Origin of the sequence: Pseudomonas sp. RW407 (assembly GCF_003176655.1) — a bacterium.
Lineage (GTDB): Bacteria > Pseudomonadota > Gammaproteobacteria > Pseudomonadales > Pseudomonadaceae > Pseudomonas > Pseudomonas delhiensis.
Map to the genome: position 1 here is coordinate 1068408 of NZ_QGSL01000106.1, position 18259 is coordinate 1086666.

Here is an 18259-nt window from a genome sequence, read left to right on the forward strand (position 1 = left end):
AGCAGGTGGATGCCTGCGTGCAGTCTGCCCACCGCGCCTTCCGTTCCGGCGCCTGGAGCGGCCTGGCGCCCAGCGAGCGGGAACGCGTGCTGCTGCGCTTCGCCGACCTGGTGGAGCGCCACGCCGAAGAGCTGGCGCAGCTGGAAACCCTGGAACAGGGCAAGTCGATCCACATCGCCCGCGCCATCGAGGTCGGCGCCTCCCTCGGCTACATGCGCTACATGGCCGGCTGGGCCACCAAGATCGAGGGGCAGACGCTGGACGTCTCCATCCCCATGCCGGCCGGCGCGCGCTTCAACGCCTACACCCGCCGCGAGCCGGTGGGCGTGGTGGCCGGCATAGTGCCGTGGAACTTCCCGCTGATGATCGCCCTGTGGAAGGTGATGCCGGCCCTGGCCTGCGGCTGCACGGTGATCATCAAGCCGGCCGACGAGACGCCGCTGACCGCCCTGCGCGCGGCCGAGCTGGCCATCGAGGCGGGCATCCCCGCCGGCGTCTTCAACGTCCTGCTGGGCGGCGCCGAGGCCGGCGCGGCGCTGGTGGCGCACCCGCTGCTGAACAAGGTGTCCTTCACCGGCTCCACCGCGGTGGGCAAGCTGGTAGGCGGCGCGGCCCTGCAGAACATGACGCGCTTCACCCTCGAACTGGGCGGCAAGAACCCCATGCTGGTGCTGCCCGACGCCGACCTGGACAAGGCCGTGGCCGGCGCCATCGGCGGCGGCCTGCTGAACCAGGGCCAGGTCTGCGCGGCGGCCTCGCGGCTGTTCGTCCACAGCAGCCGCCACGCGGAGTTCGTCGAGCGCCTGGCCGACCAGGTGGGCGGGCTGGGCATCGGCCCGGGCCTGGACCCGCAGGCCCAGGTCAACCCGCTGGTCTCGCGCCGCCAGCAGGACAGCGTGCTGCGCCACCTGGCCCTGGCCCGCGAACAGGGCGCCCGCTTCGTCTGCGGCGGCGGCCGCCCGGACCTGCCCGGCTACTACGTCGAACCTACGGTGCTGGACGGGGTGGACGCCGGCATGGCCTGCGCCCGCGAGGAAATCTTCGGGCCGGTGCTCTCGGTGCTGAGCTACGACGACCTCGACACTGCCGTGGCGCAGATCAACGACAACCCCTACGGCCTGGCGGCGAGCATCTGGAGCAACGACCTGGGCCGGGTGATGGACCTGATCCCGCGGATCGAGGCGGGCACGGTGTGGGTCAACAACCACGTGCCGGTGGACCCCAACCTGCCGTTCGGCGGCTACAAGCAGTCGGGCCTGGGCCGGGAGTTCGGGCGGGCGGCGATCGAGGGGTTCACGGAGGAAAAGTCGGTGTGCATCACCTATTGAACTGGTGAGCCCGATCGCGGACGGAGTCCGCTCCTACGCCGCCCCGCCCACACCATCCCATGTAGGGCGCATAACGCCTACGGCGTTATCCGCCGTTTGACCGTGATCTTCGGCGGCTCCGGGGTTGGGCTGGGCATTGGCTGTGGCCCCGGCGTATCGGCGGATAACCGCGAACGGTTATTCGCCCTACGTCATGGTCGGGCCTGGCGTAGGGCGCATAACGCCTACGGCGTTATCCGCCGTTTGACCGTGATCCCCGACGGCTCCGGGGTTGGACTGGGCATTGACTGCGCCCCCCGCGTATCGGCGGATAACCGCGAACGGTTATCCGCCCTACGTCATGGTCGGACCTGGCGTAGGGCGAATAACGCCTACGGCGTTATCCGCCGTTTGACCGTGATCCCCAACGGCTCCGGGGTTGGACTGGGCATTGACTGTGCCCCCGCGTATCGGCGGATAACCGCGAACGGTTATTCGCCCTACGTCACGGTCGGGTCTGGCGTAGGGCGAATAACGCCTACGGCGTTATCCGCCGTTTGACCGTGATCCCCGACGGCTCCGGGGTTGGACTGGGCATTGACTGTGCCCCCCGCGTATCGGCGGATAACCGCGAACGGTTATCCGCCTTACGGTCGAGTGGGCTCTCCGGTTCAGAAGCTCAACAACCAGAGCGACAACCCCGGCACCAGCACCAGCAGCACGATGCGCAGCAGGTCCGAGGCCAGGAACGGCAGCACGCCCTTGGCCGTTTCCATGTAGGGCACGTCCTTCGCCAGCCTGTTGACGATGAACAGGTTCATCCCCAGCGGCGGGTGGATCAGGCCGATCTCCACCACCATCAGCGCCAGGATGCCGAACCAGATGGACTTCTCCCCGGCCGTCAGGTCGAAGAACTCCAGGCCCATGATCATCGGGTAGAAGATCGGGATGGTCAGCAGGATCATCGCCAGCGAGTCCATCACGCAGCCCAGCATCAGGTAGATCAGCAGGATCACCGCCAGCACCAGCAGCGGCGCCAGGCCGCTGTCGCGGACCCAGGTGGCCAGTTCCACCGGCATCTGCGTCAGGGCCAGGCCGGAGTTGAGCAGGTCGGCGCCCAGCAGCACCAGGAAGATCATGGCGCTGGCCTCGGCGGTGCCGGTCAGGCTCTTGCCCAGCCCGTCCCAGCGCATGCCGCCGCGCAGCACCGCCAGCAGGCCGCAGGCCGCGGCGCCGATGGAGGCCGCCTCGGTGGGGTTGGCCCAGCCGCCGTAGATGCCGACGATCACCACCAGGAAGATCGCCAGGATCGGCAGGATCTGCACGAAGGCCGCCAGCCGCTCGCGGCCGCTGGCCTTGGGCGCCGGCTGGCAGGCGTTGGGGTCGCGGGCGACCTGGATGCGGATCACCAGCATGTAGCCGATCACCGCGACCAGCGCCGGCAGCATGGCGGCGACGAACAGCTTGGCGATGGATTCCTGGGTCAGCACCGCGTAGATGATCAGCGGCACCGACGGCGGGATGAGGATGCCCAGGGTGCCGCCAGCCGCCACCGAAGCGGTGGCCAGGCGCCCGGAGTACTTGTGCCGCGCAAGCTCCGGCAGGGCCACCTGGCCCATGGTCGCCGCGGTGGCCAGGGACGAGCCGCAGATCGCCCCGAAGCCGGCGCAGGCGCCCACCGCCGACAGCGCAAGGCCCCCGCGCCAGTGGCCGATGAAGGCCGAGGCGCAGCGGAACAGCGCCTTCGACAGGCCGCCGTGGGTGGCGAACTGGCCCATCAGCACGAACAGCGGGATCACCGCCAGGTCGTAGTTGGACAGGCGCGCGTAGGCCAGGTTGTTGAGGGTGTAGAGCAAGGCGCCGAGGTCGCCCTGGTTGATCACCAGGAAGCACAGCGCGCCGGCCAGGAACATCGCCACCCCGACCTGCACGCGCAGCACCAGCATCGCCAGCAGCCCGGCGAACATCCACAGGCCAAGGGCCATTCCGCTCATCGCACGGCTCCTTCATCCAGCAAGGCCAGCAGGCTGCGGCACAGGGCGCACAGGCACAGCAGCGCCAGGCTCGGCACCACCAGCGCCAGGGGGATCCAGTGCGGCACCGCCAGCAGGGTGCTGCTGTCCTGGTTGGCGTGGGCCTCCAGCACCTGCAGCCCGGTGCGCCAGGCCAGCACCGCGGCGACCACGGCGAACAGCAGGTGCGCCAGGGCGTCGAGCCCGCGGCGCACGGCCAGGGGCATCCAGTTGGAGAACATCTCCACGCGAATGTGGCCGTTGCGGATCTCGCACAGCGGCAGGAAGGCGGCGATGGCCACCGCCGCCCCCATCTCCAGCAGCTCCATGTCGCCGGTGACCGGCGTCGACCACAGCTTGCGGCCGATGATGGACACCAGGGACATGCCCACCAGGGCCAGCAGCACGGCGCCGCCGGCGTAGGCGAAGCCCTGCGCCACGGCCTCCAGCAGGCGCACCGGCAGGCCCTTGCTGCGTACCGGCACGGCGCCTTCCAGGGACAGCATCTCGCTCATCGCGGCCACCCCTTACAGCTCGACGCCGGCGGTCCGGGACAGCTCGCGCAGCTGCTCGGCCAGTTGCCTGCCCGCCAGCCCCTTGCCCTCGGCATCGGCCACCCACTCGGCGGTGACCTTGTCGCCCGCCTCGCGCAGGCGCTGGTAGGCCGCCGGCTCGAAGCTGGCCACGCTGTCCTTGGCGACCATCTCGCGGGCCCTCGCCAGCTCGCCGTCCCAGGCTTCGCCGAAGCGCTGCACCAGGGCCTCGCCGCTGTTGCGGTCGAGGATCGCCTTGAGGTCGTCGGGCATGCGCTCGTAGCTGCGCGGGTTCATCAGCATGCCCAGCAGGGTGATGGAGAAGGTCGGGCGGCCCTCCGGCACGTCGGTGTGATGCTGCGTCACCTCGTCGAGCTTCAGCGCCGGGATCAGCTCCCAGCTGGCCAGGGCGCCGTCGATCACGCCCTTGGACAGCGACTCGGTGAGCTGCGCCGCCGGCATGCTCACCGGCGCCGCGCCCAGGCCCGTGACCAGGCGGGCGCTCATGCGCGAGGAGGCGCGCAGCTTCAGGCCCTTGAGGTCTTCCAGCTGGCGCACCGCCTTGCCGGTGGTGTGCAGCTGCATGCCGCCGTCGCTGTGCAGGGCCAGCACGCGGTAGCCCTTGTAATCGTCCTGCAGGGCCTGCTGGTAGAACTGCCAGATGATCTTCGAGGCCTGCACGCCGTTGGCCGGCAGCATGAACGGCAGCTCCACCGCCTCGCTGCGCGGGAAGCGCCCGGGCGAGTAGCCGGGGGCGGTCCAGACGATGTCCACCACGCCGTTGCGCACCTGGTCCGGCAGTTGCCCCGGGGTGCCGCCGAGCTGCATGGAGGGGTAGATCTGGCACTGGATGCGCTGCTCCGACTCGCGGGCCAGGGTGTCGCACCAGGGCTGGATGACGTGCTGCTGGGCGTTGGAGCTGGCCGGGAGGAAGTGCGCGATCTTCAGCGTCACGCGCTCGGCCGCCAGGGCCGGGGCCAGGCTGCCACAGGCGAGCAGCAGGGCCAGGAAGGAGGATTTCTTCATGCCGTTACCTCGGTGTTGTTCTTATCGTCGGGCGGACACCTGGCGGCGTCCGGGAAGGGCTAGATTCAGGCACATCGTTAACACTTTAACAATATGCTCATTGTGCGAGGTGGCGCAATGCCGTCGTGACAAATGTAACAAGATGTCAGTCGGACACTGCGGAATGCCAGTTATTCCGCGGATTTCGACTTTATAGAACAGGCGCTTCCGGGCCCCCATAGGAAAATGCCCGATCTGCGGGGCGAAAGCTCCCGCTCGCCCGCGCATATCGTTAACAAATTAATTATGTGATAAAACCCCTTCCCGCAGGCCCCCGCCGGGGGCGCAGAACAAGAACAACAAGGGAAGAACCATGTCCGCCACACACACTCAGAAGCGCATTCCATTCCATTACGGCCTGCTGGCCGCGAGCCTGCTGCCGCTGGCCGCCCAGGCCGATTTCATCGACGACAGCAGCGGCCGCCTGGACCTGCGCAACTTCTACCAGCTGCGCGACTACCGTCAGGACAACGCCGCGCAATCCCAGGCCGGCAACTGGTCCCAGGCCTTCGTCCTGCGCCTGCAGTCGGGCTTCACCGAGGGCCCCATCGGCTTCGGCCTGGACGCCACCGGGCTGCTCGGCGTCAAGCTCGATTCCGGCCGCGGGCGCAGCGGCGACGGCACCCTGCCCTTCGGGCCGAACTCGCGCGAGCCGGTGGACGACTACAGCCATGCCGGGCTGACCGCCAAGCTGCGCTACTCGAAGACGCAGCTGAACATCGGCCTGCTGGAGCCGCAGCTGCCGGTGGTGTTCCGCGACGACGTGCGGCTGATGCCGCAGACCTTCGACGGCGCCCTGCTGACCTCCAACGAGGTCGACAGGCTGACGCTCACCGCCGGCCAGCTGTGGAAGTCGCGCACCCGCGAGTCGGCGGGCAACGACGACATGTACATCATGGGCCGCAGCAAGGCCTTCGCCAGCGACGAGTTCAACCTCGCCGGCGCCAGCTACGCCTTCACCCCGAACCTGACCGCCAGCTACTTCTACGGCCAGCTCAAGGACATCTACCAGCAGCACTTCTACGGCCTGGTGCACACCCTGCCGCTGGCCGAGGGCGTGTCGCTGCGCAGCGACCTGCGCTACTTCGACAGCGACGACGACGGCCAGGCGATCTCGGGCCCGGTGGACAACCGCAACCTCAGCGTGATGTTCACCCTGCGCGCCGGCGCCCATGCCATCGGCGTGGCCTACCAGGACATGATGGGCGACGACGGCTTCCCCACCCTCAACGGCTACACCCCGCCCTACTCGCACAACCTGATGACCATCCAGACCTTCACCCAGCCCGGGGAGAAGTCCTGGCAGCTGCGCTACGACTACGACTTCGCCTCCCTCGGCATCCCCGGCCTGAGCTTCATGACCCGCTACACCCGCGGCGACGACATCCAGCGCGGCGCGGGGCTTGAGGACGGCCACGAGTACGAGCGCGACACCGACCTGGCCTATACCCTGCAGGACGGGCCGCTCAAGGGGCTGTCGCTGCGCTGGCGCAACGTCACCGCGCGCAGCAGCCACGGCGCGGACATGGACGAGAACCGCCTGATCGCCAACTACAGCATCCCCATCTGGTGAGCCTCAGGCGGCCGCCCGCCGCCGGGCGCGCGGGTCACCGGGCAGGTAGCCGCCGGTGACCAGCCGCCAGGCCTCCGAGGTGCGCTTGCCGGGCACTCCGTCGATCTTGACGAAGACGCCCGGGAAGCTGTTCAGCCAGGTCTGCAGTTCCTCCACCCGGCGCACCTCGGCCGCGTCTTCCGACAGGCTCATGGAGTAGTTCACCAGCAGCGGCCGGGCCGCGCTCGGCTTCGGCTGGTCGACGAACTCCAGCAGGCCGCGCTCGGCCATGCGCCGCAGCAGCACCGCGGCGCCGCACTGCTTGGACTGGGCGCTGTCGGACCAGGTGCCGTCCTGCACGTACTTGCCGCTCTGGTAGTGGTTGCAATAGCTCCACAGGTAGGGCGAGAGCACATGGGGGTGGTACAGCCGGTAGCCGAAGCCGTTGTAGGCCTCCAGTTGGTAGAGGGTGCCGGCCAGGCTCCAGTCGGTGGCCGCGCCCAGGCGCTTCAGGCGCAGGGCGTCCTCGGCGCTTTCCTCCCAGGTGAAGGGCGGCTTGCCCTCCTTCGGCCGCCCCGCCGGCACCTGCACGGTGCGCGCCGTCAGCGGGTCGCCGTTGTGCAGGTGGCGGTCGAAGCGCAGGCCGCTTTCCATGCAGTGCACCACGCCGATGAAGCCCCAGGGGATGCCCAGGGCCTTGCCGACCTCGGCGTAGCGCGGCTGGTTGTCCTCGATGCGCTCGACCAGCGCCTCCACCTCGGCGGCGCGCGCCGGGCGGATCTGGCAACTATTGAAAAGTTGTTCGTATTCGCCGCGCAGCGCGGCGGTCAGCAATACCTTGGCCATGGCAGCAATCCCGTGGTTGTGATCCGACTCCGTTCAGGTCGTACCACGGCAAGCGCCACCGGCCCTCAAGGGAAAGTGAAGGCCGCCAGCGGCAGCCGTCAATGGCGGGCGACGAACGCGGTGCGTCATTCGTCGCGGCGCAGGTCCGGCGGGATGGGTACTTCGGGCATCGGCCCCGGGCGCTTGCCCTTGCCGGCGCGGAACTGCTTGAGCTGGTAGACGTAGGCCAGCACCTGGGCCACCGCCAGGTAGAGGCCGGCGGGAATCTCCTGGTCCAGCTCGGTGGAGTAGTAGACCGCACGGGCCAGGGCCGGCGACTCCAGCACCGTGACCTTGTGCTCCTGGGCCACCTCGCGGATCTTCAGGGCCAGGAAGTCGTTGCCCTTGGCCAGCAGGCGCGGCGCGCCGCCGGCCTTGGCATCGTACTTCAGGGCCACGGCGAAGTGCGTCGGGTTGGTGATCACCACGTCGGCGTCGGGCACCGCCTGCATCATGCGCCGCTGCGCCATCTCGCGCTGCAGGCGACGGACCTTGGCCTTGACCTCGGGCTTGCCCTCGGAGTCCTTGTACTCGTCGCGCACTTCCTGCTTGGTCATCAGCAGCTTCTGGCGGTTGTCCCAGAGCTGGTAGGGCACGTCCACGGCGGCGATCAGCAGCAGGCTGCAGGCCATCCAGAAGGCGCTCCAGCCCACCACCTTGACGCTTTCCACGATGGCCGTGTGCAACGGCTGGTGCAGCAGCGCCAGCAGGGCCTCCTTGTCCGAGCGCAGCACCAGCACCGCCACCGCCAGCACCACCACGAACTTGATCAGCGCCTTGAACAGCTCCAGCACCGACTTGCTGGAGAACATCCGCTTGATCCCCTCCAGCGGGTTCATGCGGCTGAACTTGGGCGCCAGGGCCTGGCCGGAGAACAGCCAGCCGCCCAGGGCGATGGGGCCGACGATGGCGGCGAAGAGCAGCACCAGCAGGATCGGCCAGAGCCCCTCGGCGGCCCCACGCGCGGCGCTGCCCAGCAGGCGCAGCATGCTTTCGCTGTTCATCGCCGTCTCGCGCGACAGCTCGAAGCTGCCGCGCATCACCCCCATCAGCACCTCGGCCAGGTGCGCGCCGTAGGCCAGCAGCGCGCCGGCCCCGGCCATCAGCACGGCCAGGGTGTTGAGCTCCCGGGAACGCGGCAGCTGGCCTTTCTCGCGGGCCTCGCGGCGGCGTTTCTCTGTGGGTTCCTCCGTCTTGTCCTGGCCGCTCTCGCTTTCCGCCATCAGCGCGCTCCCACCAGTTCACGGAGCAGCGCCAGGGCCTCGCGGACGAGGTCCTGGTACTGCGAGAGGATTTCGGCGGTGCCGATCCAGACGATGACGAAGCCCATCACCAGGGTCAGCGGGAAGCCAATGGAGAAGATGTTCAGTTGCGGCGCGGCGCGGGTCATGGCGCCGAAGGCGAGGTTCACCACCAGCAGCGCGGTGACCGCCGGCAGGGCGATCAGCAGGCCGCCGCCGAGCACCCAGCCGAGCTTGCCGGCCACGGTGTACAGGTGCTCGCCGGACAGGCCCTGGCCCACCGGCAGGGTGACGAAGCTCTCGGCGATCACCTCCAGCACCACCAGGTGGCCGTTCATGGCCAGGAACAGCAGGGTCACCAGCAGGCTGAAGAACTGCCCCATCACCGGCACCGAGATGCCGTTGGCCGGGTCCACGGTGGAGGCGAAGCCCAGGCCCATCTGCATCGACAGCAGCTGCCCGGCGACCACGAACACGTGGAAGAACAGCTGCAGGGTGAAGCCGAGCATCGCGCCGATCAGCACCTGCTCGCCCACCAGCAGCATGGCCCGCAGGTTCAGGGCGTCGACCTGGGGCATCGGCGGCAGGGTCGGCACCAGCACCACGGCGATGGCCAGGGACAGGTACAGGCGAACCCGCGCCGGGACCATCTGGTTGCTGAAGATCGGCATGGTCATCAGCAGCGCGGCGATGCGGAACAGCGGCAGCACGAAGCTGCCGACCCAGGCGCCGATCTGCGCGTTGCTCAGCTCCAGCATCAGCCGATCAGCGTGGGGATGCTGGTGATCAGGCCCTGGGTGTACTCCATCAGCTCGCGCACCAGCCAGGGGCCCAGGACGATCAGCGTGCCGAGGGTCACCAGCAGGCGCGGCAGGAAGCTCAGGGTCTGCTCGTTGATCTGCGTGGCGGCCTGGAACATGGCCACCACCAGGCCCACCAGCAGGCTCGGCAGCACCAGGATGGCGACCATCATGGCGGTCAGCCAGAGTGCCTGGCGGAACAGGTCGACGGCGACTTCCGGGGTCATGGCGCGCCCTCCTCTCTAGTCAAACGGTGCCGAAGCTGCCGGCCAGGGTGCCGATGATCAGCGCCCAGCCGTCCACCAGGACGAACAGCATGATCTTGAACGGCAGCGAGATGATCAGCGGCGACAGCATCATCATGCCCATGGCCATGAGCACGCTGGCCACCACCAGGTCGATGATCAGGAACGGGATGAAGATCATGAAGCCGATCTGGAACGCGGTCTTCAGCTCCGAGGTGACGAAGGCCGGGACCAGGATGGTCAGCGGCGTGGCGTCGGCGTTGGCGATGTCGGTGCGCTTGGACAGGCGCACGAACAGGTCCAGGTCCGACTGCCGGGTCTGCGCCAGCATGAACGACTTCAGCGGCACCTCGGCGCGGCTCAGCGCCTCCGGGGCCTGGATCTGCTCGTTCAGGTAGGGCTGCAGCGCGGTGCTGTTGACCTTGTCGAACACCGGCGCCATGACGAACAGGGTGAGGAACAGCGCAAGGCCCACGAGAATCTGGTTCGACGGCGTGGTCTGCAGGCCCAGCGCCTGGCGCAGGATGGCGAAGACGATGATGATCCGGGTGAAGCTGGTCATCAGCATGACGAACGCCGGGATGAAGCTCAGCGCCGTCATGATCAGCAGGATCTGCAGGCTGACCGAGTATTCCTGCTGGCCCTGCGGGTTGGTGGTCACGGTGATCGCCGACACCTGCAGCGGGTCGGCGGCGAAGGCCTGGGGCGCGAGCAGCGCCAGCAGCACGGCCAGCAGCGGCAGGCAGCGGCGCAGCGCCTGGGCGAAGGCGGGGAAGCTCATTGCGGGCGGCCCTTGTCCTTGTTCAGCAGCTCCAGCAGGCGCTGGGCGAACTCCGGCGGCGCCGGCTGCTCGCCGGCCTCGACGCCGCGCACCGGCTCCTTGAGCACGTGCAGCGGGGTGATGCGCCCGGGCGTCAGGCCGAGGAGGATCTGCTCCTCGCCCACCTGCACCAGCAGCAGGCGGTCGCGCGGGCTCAGGGCCTGGCTGGCCACCAGCTTGATCGCCTGGTTGCCGCGCGGGCCGATCTGCTGCACGCGGCGCACCAGCCAGGCGAGCAGGAAGATCAGCGCCACCACCAGCACCAGGCCGAACAGCAGCTGCAGCAGCTGGGCCCCGGCGCTGCCGGTGATCAGGCTCGGCGAGGCGCTGGCGTGGACGATGGCCGGCGCGGCGGCCGGCTCGTCGGCGGCCCGGGCCAGCGGCAGCAGCCCCACCAGCGGCAGGGCGCAGAACAGTGCGAGCAGGCGGGCCATCATCAGCGCAGCTTCTTGATGCGTTCGCTGGGGCTGATCACGTCGGTCAGGCGGATGCCGAACTTCTCGTTCACCACCACCACCTCGCCGTGGGCGATCAGCGTGCCGTTGACCAGCACGTCCAGCGGCTCGCCGGCCAGGCGGTCGAGCTCGATCACCGAGCCCTGGTTGAGCTGCAGCAGGTTGCGGATGGTGATGTCGGTGTGGCCGACCTCCATGGAGATGGTCACCGGGATATCGAGGATGACGTCCAGGTTCGGCCCTTCCAGGCCGGCGATGGTCGGCGCCCGCGGCGCCATGCCGAACTCCTCCATGGGCGCGCGCGGCGCCACCGGGGCGGCCGGCGCGGCGTTGCCGGCCATCATCGCGTCGATGTCGTCCTGGCTGGCGTCGCCCGCCTCGGACAGGGCCGCGGCCCATTCGTCCGCCAGGGCCTGCTCCTCGGGGGTCACTTTGTCTTCATCTGCCATTGTCGGGTCCTCTGGGGGGATGCGCTCAGCGCGGGCGCTCGAGCGGATCGAGAATCTGGAAGGCCAGGTTGCCCTTGTGCGAACCCAGCTTGACCTTGAAGGAAGGCACGCCGTTGGCGCGCATCACCATGAATTCGGGCATCTCCACCGGGATCACGTCGCCCGGCTGCATGTGCAGGATGTCGCGCAGGCGCAGCTGGCGGCGCACCACGGTGGCGTCCACCGGCACGTTGACGTCGAGGATGTCCTCGCGCAGGGCGTTGAGCCAGCGCTCGTCCTGGTCGTCGACGTCGGACTGGAAGCCGGCGTCGAGCATCTCGCGGATCGGCTCGATCATCGCGTAGGGTACGGTGATGTGCAGGTCGCCGCCGCCGCCGTCCAGCTCGATGTGGAAGGTGGAGACCACCACCACCTCGCTGGGGCTGACGATGTTGGCCATGGCCGGGTTCACTTCCGAGTTGACGTACTCGAAGGTGATCGGCAGCACCGCGCTCCAGGCCTCGGCGAGGTCGACGAAGGCCTGCTCGATGACCATGCGCACCACCCGCAGCTCGGTGGGGGTGAACTCGCGGCCCTCGATCTTGGCGTGGCGGCCGTCGCCGCCGAAGAAGTTGTCCACCAGCTTGAACACCAGCTTGGCGTCGAGGATGAACAGCGCGGTGCCGCGCAGCGGCTTCATCTTCACCAGGTTGAGGCTGGTGGGCACATACAGCGAGTGCACGTACTCGCCGAACTTCATCACCTGCACGCCGCCCACGGCGACGTCGGCCGAGCGCCGCAGCAGGTTGAACATGCTGATGCGGGTGTAGCGGGCGAAGCGCTCGTTGATCATCTCCAGGGTCGGCATGCGACCGCGGACGATGCGGTCCTGGCTGGTCAGGTCGTAGGACTTGACCGCCGTGGGGTCGGAATCGGCTTCGGTTTCCACCAGGCCGTCGTCGACGCCGTGCAGCAGCGCGTCGATTTCGTCCTGGGAGAGCAGATCTTGCACGGCCATGGCGGCTTACCTACTGGAGTACGAAATTGGTGAAAAGCACCTGTTCCACGGTCAACTGACCGGTGGCCTTCTTGGCCAGTTCCTGGATGCTGGCGGTCGCCTGCTGTCGCAGCATCTCCTTGCCCACCGGGGTGGTCAAGGTGTCGAAATTCTGGCTGGAGAACAGCATCACCAGCTGGTTGCGCACCAGCGGCATCTGTTCGCGCAGGGCGTCCAGCTGGGCCTGGTCGCGGCCCATCAGGGCCACGGCGACCTGCAGGTAGCGCTGCCGCCCGCCCTGGTTGAAGTTGACCACGAAAGATGGCGCCAGCACCTCGTAGAGCGCCGGTTTCTTGCCGCTGCCGGCCTCGGCCACCGGTGCCTCGGCGGGCTTGGCGCCACGGCTGAGGAAGAACCAGGTGCCCCCCACCGACGCCCCGACCGCCAGCAGGAAGGCCAGGCCCAGGATGATGATGAGCTTGAGCCGGCCCTTGCCGGCGCCGCCCTCGGCGGGTGGAGTGGTCTGCTGATCGTTCTTAGCCATGCCAGAAATCCGTCACTTGCGCGGTCCGTTGCCTGTCTGGAAAGACAGGAGCAAGGGCTGTGCCAGGTCATGCCCGGCCGCCGCGGCGGATATTACAGGCTGCCGATGGGCGGAGCGAGGGGGGACAGGTGAAGCGGCGGATAACCGCGAACGGTTATTCGCCCTACGTCAGGGGCGGGCCTGGCGTAGGGCGCATAACGCCTACGGCGTTATCCGCCGTTTGGCCTGCAAGGCGCCCCTGTAGGAGCGGGCCCTGCCCGCGATTCGCGCGCAGGGCGCGCTCCTACAAGGGAACGGCGGGGCCGGCGTCAGGCGTAATAATCCACCATCCCCAGCCCGCCCAGCTGCGGCCGCGCGCGGATCTCGCTGACGCCGCTGAGCATGGGCTCGTCGTCACCCTCCGCCGCCGTGGCCGAACCGCCGCGGCCATTGCCCTGCTGCTGGCCCTGCCCTTGCCAGCCGCGGGCCAGGGACTGGTCGGAGACGTTGACGTTGACCTGGTTCATGCCCTGCTGGCCGAGCATCTCGCGCAGGCGGTGCTGCTGGCTGTCGAGGGCCTCGCGCACGCCGGCGCTGGCGCTGGCGAAGGTCACCTGGGTCTGGTCGCTGGTCATGTGGATGCGCACTTCCAGGCGCCCGAGGTCGGCCGGCTCCATCTGGATGTCGGCGGACTTCAGGTTCTGGCTGGACATCCACATCACCCGGTCCACCACCTGGTCGGTCCAGCCGTTCTGCTGCATGGCCACCGGCTGGCCGGGCACCTGCGGGTTGACCGGGCGGCTGGTGAGCGCCTGCTGGGTGCCGTTGAGCGCCTGGGTCATGGCCTCCAGGCGATGGGCGAAGGCCTCGTTGCGCGGCTCGGTCTTGGGCTGGCCGACGCTGTCGGCCAATTGCCCGGCCAGCTCGCCGGCTGCGTCGGCGGTCTTGGTTTCCGTCGAACCCTGGGCGTCCTTGAGGCCGGCCAGCAGGCTGGTCATGTCCAGCTTGGCGTCGCCCTTGCCCTGGCCGTCGGCCAGCTTGAGGTTGAGCTCGCCCTTGCCGGCAGTGGGCAGCTGCAGGGCCTGGGTCACCTCCTCGGCGCCCGCTTCCGGCAACAGGGCCACGCCCTGGGCCTGGTTGAGCTTCTGGAGGTCGCCGTCGCTGTTGGCAGCATCGAGCTGGCCCTGGCCGAGTTGCGTGGCGCCGTCCTGCACCGTCGGCTGCACGCCCATGGCCAGCGCCAGCAGCGGGTCGAGGCTGGGGTCGGGCGGCTGCTGGCCGTCGTCCGTCGACGCCTGCTCCTGGGCCGGCAAGGGCTTGCCGCCTTCGGCAACCTTTGGCTGCTCGCTGCCGGCTTCCGGCGCCTTGGCGCTGTCCTTGGCGGGCGCGTCATCCTGAGCGCGCGGCTTGTCGCCCTTGGCCTTGGCCTGGGCCTGCGGGCGCTCCTTGGCGGCCGGCCGGCTTTCCTGGGCGTACACGTCGGCGAAGCTGGAACCCTTGTCGTTGCTGGTGTTGGCCGAATCCTGCGCGGCCCTGGACGGGGATGTCCGGGGGCTTGGCGGCGGGGTCGGCGAAAGTAGGATGTCCGGGGCGACAGCCATCGGCGATCTCCGTTTCGTTTGCGTCGATGACACGGAGATAGCAAGGGCCGGGCCAGTTTCCCGGGTCGCCCGTCAGGAACGTTGCAGGCGCTGCTGGCGCAGCAGGATGCGGACGATGGCGAACTCGCGCTCGACCTGCTCGATCAGCCCGGCGGCCTTGGCCATGTCGCCCTGCCGGGCGGCGTCTTCCAGGCGCTTGCACAGGGCGGCCAGGGCCGGCGCGCCCATGTTGCCGCAGCTGCCCTTGAAGCTGTGCGCGGCGTGGCGCAGGGCCTGGCCGTCGAGTTCGACCAGGGCCTCGTGGAGGTTGCGCAGGCGCTCCTCGGAGTCGCCGATGAAGGTGTCGAGCAACAGCGGAAACTCTTCCGCCATCACCTCCCGCAAAGCCTTCAGTACCGCATCGTCGAGATGCACATCGGACATTCGCTCGCTCCCTGGCCACCCATGGCCAGGGCCGGCGCACGGGAAGTGCCGGATTATGCCTGAGCGGACCAGAAAAACTCCACGGACACCGACTTGCCGTCCCCCGACCACTGGCAGCGGTCGGCCAGGCTGCGTATCAAGGTCAGGCCGCGGCCGCTGAAGGCGCCCGGCACGCAGTGCGCCTGGGCCTGCAGCACGGCATTGACGTCGAAGCCGTTGCCGCTGTCGTCCACCCGCACCAGCAGGCGGCCGCCATCGCCATGGGGGGCGAGGTCGATGTGGAAGCGCACGAAGCCGTGGTCGAGGTTTTCCAGGCGCTTGCGGCGCTCCTCGTAGTAGCGGGCGAAGCCCTGGGCGTCGCACTTCAGGCGCGACTCCAGGCCCATCACGCCGTGCTCCAGGGCGTTGGAGTACAGCTCGGCGAGCACCGTGTAGAGGGCACTGCCGCGGGGGCGCAGGTCATGCACCTCCATCAGCAGCTGCAGCAGGAACGGCAAGGGGTTGAAGTGGCGCAGCGTCGGGGCGCGGAACTCGAAGCTGCAGGACCAGTCCTGGGTGCCGCCCAGCCCGCTTTCGGAAAACGCCAGGGGCGGCCGCTGCAGGCTGGCGTCGGGCACCAGGGCCACTTCCAGCATGCTCAGGTCGTCCTGGGCCTCGCCGCGGAAGCGCACCAGCGCCGCCTTCACCCCCTCGAACAGCCGCGAACCGTCGCGCTGCTCCTCGAACACCTGGCGCAGGCGCTGCTCGCCGAACATCTCGCCCTGCGGGTTGCGGGCCTCCAGCACCCCGTCGGAGAACAGCAGCACGCGGTCGCCGTCCTCCATGGGGAAGACCTCGCAGCCCTCGTCGAAGGCCGCCGGCTCGAGGATGCCCAGCGGCAGGTGGCGCGACACCAGGGGCTGCAGCTCGCGGCCCTGGCGGAACAGGTAGCCGTCGGGCAGGCCGCCGTTCCACACCTCCAGCAGGCCGCGCTGGAAGCTCAGGTTGAGCATGCTGGCGCAGCAGAACACCCCCACCGGCAGGATGCGCTTCAGCTTGGCGTTCATCTCGCGGAGGATGTCGGCGATCGGGTAGCCCTTGGCGGTCATGCCGTAGAACACCTCGGCCAGCGGCATGGCGCCGATGGCCGCCGGCAGGCCGTGGCCGGTGAAGTCGCCGAGCAGCACGTGCATGCCGCCGGAGGGCTTGTAGGCGGCCAGCAGCAGGTCGCCGTTGAACAGCGCGAAGGGCGACTGCAGGTAGCGGATGTTCGGCGCGTTCAGGCAGCCGGAGTGCGCCACCTTGTCGAACACCGCCTTGGCCACCCGCTGCTCGTTGAGCAGGTGCTCGTTGTGCCGGGCGATCAGGTCACGCTGCGCCAGCACCTCGCGCTGCAGGTGGTGCAGGCGGCCCATGGCGCGGATCTTGGCTTCGAGGATCACCCGGTTGTAGGGCTTGGAGAGGAAGTCGTCGCCGCCGGCCTCCAGGCTCTGCACCAGCGCCTCGGTCTCGGTCAGCGAGGTGAGGAAGATGATCGGCACCAGCTCCTCGCCGGCCTGGCGGCGGATCCGCCGCGCCGCCTCGAAGCCGTCCATCACCGGCATCAGGGCGTCCATCAGCACCAGCTGCGGACGCTCCTGCTCGAACAGCGCCAGGGCCTCCAGGCCGTTGGCGGCGGTCAGCACGCGGTGCCCCTGGCGGCTGACGATGGTGGACAGCAGCAGGCGGTCGGCGGCGTTGTCGTCGGCGATCAGGACCGTGAGGAAGTTGGCCATGACCGCCACGGCTCAGGAAATGCGGAACAGCTGTTCGAAGTTGGAGATGGAGAGGATCTTGCGCACGTCCGGGCTGCAGTGCACCAGGCTGATTTGCGCATGTTCGCCGCCGGCGTGGTCGCGCAGCAGCAGGAGCATGCCCAGCGCCGAGCTGTCCAGGTAGGTGGCGCCCTTGAGGTCGACGACGTAGCGTTGCGGGGTGGTCTCGACGCGCTCGTAGGCGTCGCGGAATTCCTGGTGCGCACCGAAGTCGAAGCGGCCCTGGACCACGATGGTCAGTTCCTGGCCGTCGGCCGAGGGTACGGATGTGATGGCCATGGAGGCCTCCCTGCTGAATGGAGTGCGCATGCTGGGGAAGATTTAGCAGCTAGACCGCGGCCCGGCAACCTCCACGAGCGCCGGCACGAAAAGGTTCGATCCGGCCGACAAATGGACCGCCGGTCATTGCCTGGTCGATGAATGGATTTACCCTGTAAAGGTGCGGAGGGGACCGCACCTGCCAAGGAGCATTTCGAAGACCAAGGGGGGGAGCCATGATCATCCAACGTCTGCTGCTGGGCGCCTCGCTGTGCGCCAGCCTGGCCGCCAACGCCCAGGTCATGCAGCGCCAGCTGGGCGACTTCGACCTCAAGCTCGCCAACTCGCCGACCCGCAGCATGGCCCAGGGCCTGGTCCAGCCCGGCGGCCTGGACAGCCTGCACGGCGGGCTGGACGCCAGCCACGACTCGGGCTGGTACTTCGGCGGCTGGGCCGCCAACCTGGAACCGGACAAGCCCACCGAAGTCGACTCCTACGCCGGCTTCAAGCGCCCGCTGGGCAATGGCCGCCTCGGCTACGAGCTGGGCAGCATCCGCTACGTGCACCCGCAGCGGCCGGACCTGGACACCCAGGACGTCTACGGCGGCCTGTCGATCTTCGGCAGCCGCCTGGGCGCCGCCTACAGCAACAGCGCCGGGCGCAGCAGCGCCACCCTGTTCGCCGACCTGGGCCTGACGCCGCCGCTGGGCTTCGACCTGACGCTGAAATACGCCAGCTACAGCCTGGAGAACCCGGTGAACGTGGCCAATGGCTACGTCAGCGGCTTCAACGACTGGTCGGTGAACCTCAGCCGCCCCTGGCTGGGCCTGGACCTGAACTTCTCCTACAGCGGCAGCAGCCTGAGCGGCACGGACTGCAGCGCCTACTCGGGGCACAACGCCTACTGCGACAGCGCGGTCACCTTCAAGGCGTCGCGGTCGTTCTTCTGAAGCACGGCGGATGAACTATCCCTCGCCATTCCCGCGAACGCGGGACGCGGCTCCATCGCGAACAACGCTTGCGCTGGCCCGAAGGGGTATAACCCAGGCCGTGCCGCCGGGGCGTCCGGCGTGGCCGGTGAATCCTACGGGGAGGCCGGGAGCTTCGTGATTTCGCATCACGCCGAACGGTCCCCTCTCCCGCTTGCGGGGGAGGGTTAGGGAGGGGGACGGAGTCAGGGTTCGCGAGCAAGCTCGCTCCTACGAAGAGCAGTGCCGCTCTTGATTTTGGACTTCCAGAGAAACCACCGAGCGCACCGGAACGCCCCTTCAGAAGGCCGAGCGAAACCGGCGCTCAGGAGGTCATGCGACATGGATGTCGC

The 18259-nt window shown here is 68.7% G+C and carries 19 protein-coding genes; 3 read left to right on the top strand and 16 right to left on the bottom strand.

The genetic code is table 11. The features are described from left to right. A partial coding sequence (locus DK254_RS21560) for an aldehyde dehydrogenase family protein (RefSeq protein WP_109935809.1) occupies nucleotides 1–1328 on the top strand: 1328 nt, incomplete at its 5' end. 650 nt (nucleotides 1329–1978) lie between these two features. Here DK254_RS21560 and DK254_RS21565 read toward each other — a convergent pair. From DK254_RS21565 to DK254_RS21575, 3 genes are read right to left on the bottom strand one after another with little or no spacing between them, the layout of a single operon-like run. After that, entirely contained in the window at nucleotides 1979–3301 is a 1323-nt protein-coding gene (locus tag DK254_RS21565; protein WP_109935404.1) for a TRAP transporter large permease, read from the bottom strand. Beyond that, nucleotides 3298–3834, bottom strand: coding sequence for a TRAP transporter small permease (locus DK254_RS21570; protein WP_109935405.1), 537 nt, complete (start codon nucleotides 3832–3834; stop codon nucleotides 3298–3300). The genes DK254_RS21565 and DK254_RS21570 overlap by 4 nt, the downstream gene beginning before the upstream one ends. A 12-nt stretch (nucleotides 3835–3846) precedes the next feature. Continuing rightward, nucleotides 3847–4878, bottom strand: a complete 1032-nt coding sequence (locus DK254_RS21575) for a TRAP transporter substrate-binding protein (protein WP_109935406.1) — start codon at nucleotides 4876–4878, stop codon at nucleotides 3847–3849. Nucleotides 4879–5230: 352 nt separating this feature from the next. Between DK254_RS21575 and DK254_RS21580 the strand changes: the two genes are divergently transcribed. Beyond that, nucleotides 5231–6490 (top strand): OprD family porin, encoded by a 1260-nt coding sequence (locus tag DK254_RS21580; protein WP_109935407.1) that lies wholly within the window; start codon nucleotides 5231–5233, stop codon nucleotides 6488–6490. Between the two features lie 3 nt (nucleotides 6491–6493). Here the strand turns inward: DK254_RS21580 and DK254_RS21585 are convergent, their stop codons facing one another. From DK254_RS21585 to DK254_RS21645, 13 genes are all read right to left on the bottom strand, one after another. Then, nucleotides 6494–7315, bottom strand: a complete 822-nt coding sequence (locus tag DK254_RS21585) for a hypothetical protein (protein WP_109935408.1) — start codon at nucleotides 7313–7315, stop codon at nucleotides 6494–6496. 125 nt (nucleotides 7316–7440) lie between these two features. Then, nucleotides 7441–8577, bottom strand: coding sequence for a flagellar biosynthesis protein FlhB (gene flhB, locus DK254_RS21590; protein WP_109935409.1), 1137 nt, complete (start codon nucleotides 8575–8577; stop codon nucleotides 7441–7443). Further along, nucleotides 8577–9353, bottom strand: a complete 777-nt coding sequence (fliR, locus tag DK254_RS21595; RefSeq protein ID WP_089393974.1) for a flagellar biosynthetic protein FliR — start codon at nucleotides 9351–9353, stop codon at nucleotides 8577–8579. Before fliR ends, flhB begins: the two co-directional genes overlap by 1 nt. Then, entirely contained in the window at nucleotides 9353–9622 is a 270-nt protein-coding gene (gene fliQ, locus DK254_RS21600) for a flagellar biosynthesis protein FliQ (protein WP_009621633.1), read from the bottom strand. Before fliQ ends, fliR begins: the two co-directional genes overlap by 1 nt. A gap of 19 nt (nucleotides 9623–9641) precedes the next feature. Continuing rightward, nucleotides 9642–10421, bottom strand: coding sequence for a flagellar type III secretion system pore protein FliP (gene fliP, locus DK254_RS21605; RefSeq protein WP_061562328.1), 780 nt, complete (start codon nucleotides 10419–10421; stop codon nucleotides 9642–9644). Continuing rightward, the gene (gene fliO / locus DK254_RS21610) at nucleotides 10418–10894 is read right to left on the bottom strand and encodes a flagellar biosynthetic protein FliO (protein ID WP_177412102.1); all 477 of its coding nucleotides are present in this window, start codon (nucleotides 10892–10894) and stop codon (nucleotides 10418–10420) included. The genes fliP and fliO overlap by 4 nt, the downstream gene beginning before the upstream one ends. A gap of 2 nt (nucleotides 10895–10896) precedes the next feature. Beyond that, nucleotides 10897–11364 (bottom strand): flagellar motor switch protein FliN, encoded by a 468-nt coding sequence (gene fliN, locus DK254_RS21615; protein ID WP_009621630.1) that lies wholly within the window; start codon nucleotides 11362–11364, stop codon nucleotides 10897–10899. A 25-nt stretch (nucleotides 11365–11389) separates the two neighbouring features. Further along, the gene (fliM, locus tag DK254_RS21620; RefSeq protein WP_089393971.1) at nucleotides 11390–12361 is read right to left on the bottom strand and encodes a flagellar motor switch protein FliM; all 972 of its coding nucleotides are present in this window, start codon (nucleotides 12359–12361) and stop codon (nucleotides 11390–11392) included. 10 nt (nucleotides 12362–12371) lie between these two features. Then, entirely contained in the window at nucleotides 12372–12884 is a 513-nt protein-coding gene (fliL, locus tag DK254_RS21625; protein ID WP_089393970.1) for a flagellar basal body-associated protein FliL, read from the bottom strand. A gap of 308 nt (nucleotides 12885–13192) precedes the next feature. Continuing rightward, nucleotides 13193–14464, bottom strand: a complete 1272-nt coding sequence (locus tag DK254_RS21630) for a flagellar hook-length control protein FliK (protein WP_109935411.1) — start codon at nucleotides 14462–14464, stop codon at nucleotides 13193–13195. A gap of 72 nt (nucleotides 14465–14536) precedes the next feature. Beyond that, on the bottom strand, nucleotides 14537–14887 hold the full coding sequence (locus DK254_RS21635; protein WP_109935412.1) for an Hpt domain-containing protein: 351 nt from the start codon (nucleotides 14885–14887) through the stop codon (nucleotides 14537–14539). 53 nt (nucleotides 14888–14940) lie between these two features. Next, nucleotides 14941–16641 carry a fused response regulator/phosphatase gene (locus DK254_RS21640; protein ID WP_109935413.1) on the bottom strand — a complete coding sequence of 567 codons (1701 nt, stop codon included), beginning with the start codon at nucleotides 16639–16641 and terminating at the stop codon, nucleotides 14941–14943. Between the two features lie 12 nt (nucleotides 16642–16653). Continuing rightward, a complete protein-coding gene (locus tag DK254_RS21645; RefSeq protein ID WP_109935414.1) occupies nucleotides 16654–16959 on the bottom strand; it encodes an STAS domain-containing protein in 306 nt (101 codons plus the stop codon). A gap of 215 nt (nucleotides 16960–17174) precedes the next feature. Between DK254_RS21645 and DK254_RS21650 the strand changes: the two genes are divergently transcribed. Continuing rightward, nucleotides 17175–17888, top strand: a complete 714-nt coding sequence (locus tag DK254_RS21650; RefSeq protein WP_109935415.1) for a TorF family putative porin — start codon at nucleotides 17175–17177, stop codon at nucleotides 17886–17888. Nucleotides 17889–18259: the final 371 nt, after the last annotated feature.